The following is a 4,954-nucleotide window of genomic DNA, read 5'->3' as shown; positions in this document are numbered from 1 at the left end:
CCCCGATACCGACCGCGCCGACCGGCCCCCACCCGGTCGGCTAGCGTCGCTGTCATGACGGTGACGGTGCTGGTTCCGGATGAGCATGGTTTCGAGGCGGTCTCGCGGCTGGAGGCAGCCCGGCCGCTGCGCTATACCCTGGGCGAACCGCTGCCCACGGGTGCCGACGAGGCCGAGATCTTCGTCCCCACCTTCCTCGCCTCCCGCCCCGAGACGGTGGAGCTGGCGCGGGCGCTGCCGAAGCTACGCCTGGTCCAGCTGCTTACCGCCGGGGCCGAGATGTGGGTCGGCAAGTTCCCCGCCGAGGTCATGATCTCCACCGGCCGCGGCGCGCACGGCGCGAGCACCGCCGAGTGGGCGATCACCGGATTGCTCTCGGTCTACCGGGAATTCACCGAGTTCGCCGTGGCCCAGCGCGAACACCGGTGGACCCAGCACCGCACCGACACCTTGCACGGCAAGCGCATCCTGATCATCGGCGCGGGCGATCTCGCCACCGAATTGCGCCGGATGCTGGCACCTTTCGACACCACGGTCGAACTGGTCGGTACACGTGCCCGCGACGGTGTGCACGGCGTCGACGAAATCCCGGATCTGCTCCCGCATTTCGACGCGGTCGTGCTCATGGTCCCGGTCACCGCCGCGACCACCGGCATGGTCGACGCCGCCTTCCTGGCCCGCATGGCCGACCGCGCCATCCTGGTCAATGCCGCCCGCGGGCCGGTGGTGCGCACCGACGATCTGCTGGCCGAACTCCAATCCGGCCGTCTGCGCGCCATTCTCGACGTCACCGAGCCGGAGCCGCTGCCCGCCGGGCATCCGCTGTGGGACGCCCCCGGGCTGCTGCTGACCCCGCACGTCGGCGGCAGCAGCGAGGGAAACGTGCGACGCGGCTGGGCCATCGCGACCGCCGAGATCGCGCGCTACCTGGCGGGCGAGCAGCCCCGCAACCTCATTCGCGGCGAATACTGACGGCTACAGCGAACGCTGCCCAGCTACAGCGAGTCCTTGCCGATCGGCCGATTGATCCCGCGCCACTCGCGCTCCCAGCGCGCATACCGCCGGGCATCGAACACCGTGCCGGTGAACCACACCGTCGCCGCGGCGGCACACCAGGTTTCGACCAGCACCGCCAGCCCCGTCCCGATCCCCTCCGCGGCGGCCGCCCCCGGCCGCGCGGGGGCCAGCGTCGGCTGCCCGTTCTTGACCCACAGCGTCACCGTCGCGCCCGTGAGCTGCGGCCCCGGCACATCCACGGTCGCGGTGGCCGCCTTGCCGTCGATATCCCATTGCACCGGAGCCTGATACCGCTGCTGCCCCGCGTAATGGTCGGACCCGGCCACCCGCACCGCATCCGCGGTCTCGGTGGCATTCACCTTGGTCTTGCCCGCGTCCTGCGCCGCGATCCGCGCCTGCGCGCCGGTATAACTCACGGTCCCGATGGCCCCGGCAACGGGCACCGCCGCCACCACCACGACCACCGCCACGGCGCGCAACAGCACCTCGGCCCGATCCGAGACGCGCATCAGCGGATTGGGGTTCCACGGCCGCACCCGCCACACACGAGTCGGCAAAGGAGGACGCATCGACACCTGGACCGCCTCTCTCCACGCGTCGGTTCTACCGGCTATATCGGTAGCTGTACCCAGGTTGATACGCCCTGAACCGGGGGAACGTCAAGGTCACAGCGTTGCGAGTACATTACGCGGCCGCCAGATTCCAACTTTGCTCACGTTTTGAGGGTCGCAGCGACTCCATCGCGACAACGTTGTCCACTGCTGGACACGTGTATCCCTCCGAGTCGATGTAGTGCACGGTCGCGATCGTGGACGCCGCTTTGTGCCCCAATTGGGCACTGGCCCGCAGCGGATCGTTCGTCTTGCCCCTCACGTGCCTCGCGGCAGTGTCCCGGAAGTTGCCGCACTGCACCCATTCCAGCGCCGTGCCCCGAACCACCTTCTGCAGCAGTTGATCCGCGGCGCCCGTCGACACCAGGCACGCCCGCTTGCTGACCAGAACATGTGTGGTCCCGTCAGCGTCGCCGGCCAGGCGACGCCACTCGCGCAGCTCGACCGTCAGCCACATCGGCAGCGTCAATTAGTCGAAGCGCCCATTGTTCTTGCGCTTCTCCTAACGGTAGGAACCGTTCTCGCCCTTGATGACCGAGCCGCAGACATGGATGACGGCGCACTCGGCACCCGCCCTCAGATCCACGTCCATCCAGCGCAGCGCGAGCGCCTCGCCGATCCGCAGTCCGGTTCCCAGCAGAAGCAGAAACAGCATCACTGGACGTGGAGCGGTAGCGGCTGTATCCCGGCTCGGGTCCAACTGTCGTTCAGGTCGGTGTGGGTGTGGGTGGGTGTGTGGGGCAGGATGGCAATCCCGCAGTCTCCGCCGCCTGCGCCGGAGGGTTTGGCTGCCGCACCTACGGATTCGGCTATGGTGCACAGGGTTTCGAGCTGGGGAGTCATGATTCCCAGTCCTGTGGCGGTGTCGAGTGCGGTGAGGACGCGGCGGCTGTAGCGGATCTGGTGCTGTACCGCGGCGATGTCGCCCGCTTCGATCGCGTCGATCAACAGCTGCACGCTGGAACTGCTGGCGGCGAGGAAATCGTTGTAGCAGCGGCCCTTTCGCCAGTCGGTGTTGCGGGCGCGGGTCACCATTGTGGTTGTTGAGACGGGTTCTCCTGTCCATCCGACACAGAGTCGCAGGCCTCTCGGGGTCGTCAGGGGGCGTACTCGCAATCGCGGCCATTCGGACCGCACTGTCGCGGATACGCCATGGCGTGTCAGGAGATCGGATATCTGTTGGCGGTCCGGTGTTTGGTAGGCCAGCCAACCGCCCCAAGTGCTGGCTGCGATATCGCCACCGGAGGCGTTCGGGTTGAGAGCGATCGTTGCCAACATCGCCAGACGGTACCGATCCATGTCCGACAGGTTCAGGCCGTAGCAGGTGCTGACCGCGGTGACTGTTGCGACGGTGACCGCGGCACTGGAACCCAACCCGAACTTGCGTCCGTCACCGGCAGCAAGATGTCGGCTGATCACCGACAGCCGCAACGACATCGGCGACCGGCCTTGTTCGACCGCCAACCGTTCGACCACTCGCGCCGCCGCCAGCACCGCCGCGAAGTGGCTGTCTCGCCAGTCGCCGCCATCGGCCGGAACCAGGCGATGAGCCTTCCGCGTACAGCGCAGAGCGATCCCCCCGTGTAGGTCCGAGCGCAACACGACGCCGTCCCCGGTTTCGCCCTGTCTCACGGTTACCGAGGCGCATCGATCGACGGCCACGACCACCGCCGGATAGCCCGGCTCGACTACCGCATATTCACCAGCGATGAACAACTTGCCCGGTGCATGCGCGGTGATCACACCATCACGCACCCTGGCCCATTCCATGCCCTGGTCTGCGGATCCCGTCATTGCTGTCAACCGTTCGATACGTGGCGCGCCGAGAACGATCGGTCGTGGACGCTGAGTCCAGCATGACGCTTTCGGTGCGGGTACAGGACACCCTGTCGCGCATACCTGCGATGTGTGCCTCGCATGACTTCCCGGCTTCGTTCATAATCCGTGACTTCCGGCCGAATCGTGACCCGTCTACGCACGCGTGTGACATCCGGCCGGACCGTGGTTGTAAAGAGCCTCTCGACTGCTTCGACCTGGGATATCTTGAGCCCGAATGTATCTGAGGTTGCAGATCTGGGGTGGGGTATGAAATTACCTGCAGCTGTGGGTTTCTTCGGTTCGGCAGAGGGCTACGGTAGGTACCGCGACGCCTACGCCGAGGCCATGCGGCTCAGTCCCAAGCCCGTCGAGACACGGGATGTTGCTACACGTTTCGGGATAGCGCGTGTGTATCGTCACGGCCCCGACGAGGGTGTGCCGATCGTCTTGGTGCACCCCTTCTTCGCCACGGCGACCTCGTGGGCAGCCAATATCGCGGGTCTGGCCGAGCACCATCCGGTGTACACGCTTGATGCTCTTGGGCAACCGGGTCTCAGCGTCCAGACCGCGCCGATTCGTACTCCGGAAGACAATGCCGCATGCCTCGGCGAGGTACTGGGCGAGCTCGGGCTCGGCCGCGTCCACTTGGTCGGCTGGTCCTACGGCGGGTGGTTGTCGTTGCAGCTGGCGTTGTTCGATCCTGATCGGATCGCGTCTTTAACGTTGGTGGATCCGGCGAACACGCTCGCGCGGTTCTCGCTCGGTTTCCGTACTCGGCTGCTGGCCATCCCCATCGTCGCCATGGCGCCGGCACTGGATCCGCTGGTTGATCGCTTCACAGCGTGGATGGTCGGCAACCCGGACTCCAATGACCCGCTGCGGCGGGAGTTCTTGCCGATCCTGCAGCTCCTGCAAACCGGGGCGCGCACGTATCGCCCTATCGGCGCGCCGTTTCCGAGCTACCCGAGCGACGACCGACTGCGCTCCCTACGATCGCCGGTGCTGGCGTTGATCGCTGGTCACAGTGCCGTGCATGATCCGAACGCGGCGCTTCGCCGTGTCCGGACCCTGCTTCCCGAAGCGCAGACCGAACTCTGGCCGACCGCCACCCATGCCTTGCCCACGGAGTTTCCCGACGAGGTCAATCAACGGATTCTCGGATTCATCGCGCAATACGACTGAACTGCCGCGTGATTTGCTCAGTCGTTGGTCTTTGCCGCAGGCACGCGACCGAGGTCACGATCCTCGAGCCGGTAGCTGTCGCCCTTCAGCGAGATCACCTCGGCATGATGGACCAGTTGTCATAGCTGCGGTGTCATGACAGCGGCGACGATGTCGCCGCCGAACACCTCTCCCCATCGGCCGAAGGGCTTGTTGCTGGTCACGATCAAAGTCGCCCGTGTCAACGGTCATCGGGAACTCCGGGCGGGTGGACTTGACGGGTCCGGCTGGGCGGACGGCAGATCTCCGGGCCGATGGACATCGGTTCTCCGGGTGATTCAGTCAGG

General features: G+C 66.2%; 6 protein-coding genes and 1 pseudogene. 2 read left to right on the top strand and 5 right to left on the bottom strand.

Features of this window, described 5'->3' with window-relative positions:
* Nucleotides 1–54 precede the first annotated feature (54 nt).
* The gene (locus ACAM49_RS38785; protein WP_369640500.1) at nucleotides 55–972 is read left to right on the top strand and encodes a 2-hydroxyacid dehydrogenase; all 918 of its coding nucleotides are present in this window, start codon (nucleotides 55–57) and stop codon (nucleotides 970–972) included.
* A 23-nt stretch (nucleotides 973–995) separates the two neighbouring features.
* Here ACAM49_RS38785 and ACAM49_RS38780 read toward each other — a convergent pair whose 3' ends face one another.
* From ACAM49_RS38780 to ACAM49_RS38765, 4 genes are all read right to left on the bottom strand, one after another.
* Nucleotides 996–1,574, bottom strand: coding sequence for a hypothetical protein (locus tag ACAM49_RS38780; protein ID WP_369640499.1), 579 nt, complete (start codon nucleotides 1,572–1,574; stop codon nucleotides 996–998).
* 127 nt (nucleotides 1,575–1,701) lie between these two features.
* The gene (locus ACAM49_RS38775) at nucleotides 1,702–2,097 is read right to left on the bottom strand and encodes a hypothetical protein (RefSeq protein WP_369640498.1); all 396 of its coding nucleotides are present in this window, start codon (nucleotides 2,095–2,097) and stop codon (nucleotides 1,702–1,704) included.
* A 33-nt stretch (nucleotides 2,098–2,130) separates the two neighbouring features.
* A complete protein-coding gene (locus tag ACAM49_RS38770; protein WP_369640497.1) occupies nucleotides 2,131–2,283 on the bottom strand; it encodes a hypothetical protein in 153 nt (50 codons plus the stop codon).
* Nucleotides 2,283–3,422: a phosphomevalonate kinase gene (locus ACAM49_RS38765; protein ID WP_369640496.1), complete on the bottom strand. Its 1,140-nt coding sequence runs from the start codon at nucleotides 3,420–3,422 to the stop codon at nucleotides 2,283–2,285. Before ACAM49_RS38765 ends, ACAM49_RS38770 begins: the two co-directional genes overlap by 1 nt.
* Nucleotides 3,423–3,731: 309 nt before the next feature.
* Between ACAM49_RS38765 and ACAM49_RS38760 the strand changes: the two genes are divergently transcribed.
* The gene (locus ACAM49_RS38760) at nucleotides 3,732–4,628 is read left to right on the top strand and encodes an alpha/beta fold hydrolase (RefSeq protein WP_369640495.1); all 897 of its coding nucleotides are present in this window, start codon (nucleotides 3,732–3,734) and stop codon (nucleotides 4,626–4,628) included.
* A 17-nt stretch (nucleotides 4,629–4,645) separates the two neighbouring features.
* On the opposite strand, the pseudogene ACAM49_RS38755 reads toward ACAM49_RS38760, so the two are convergent.
* Nucleotides 4,646–4,846: pseudogene (locus ACAM49_RS38755) on the bottom strand (ATP-binding protein); the annotation flags it as partial.
* Between the last annotated feature and the right edge of the window lie 108 nt (nucleotides 4,847–4,954).

This window comes from Nocardia sp. JMUB6875 (genome assembly GCF_041154655.1).
GTDB lineage: Bacteria > Actinomycetota > Actinomycetes > Mycobacteriales > Mycobacteriaceae > Nocardia.
Note: the sequence above shows the minus strand (reverse complement) of the source record. Positions and strands in the feature narration are given on the sequence as shown.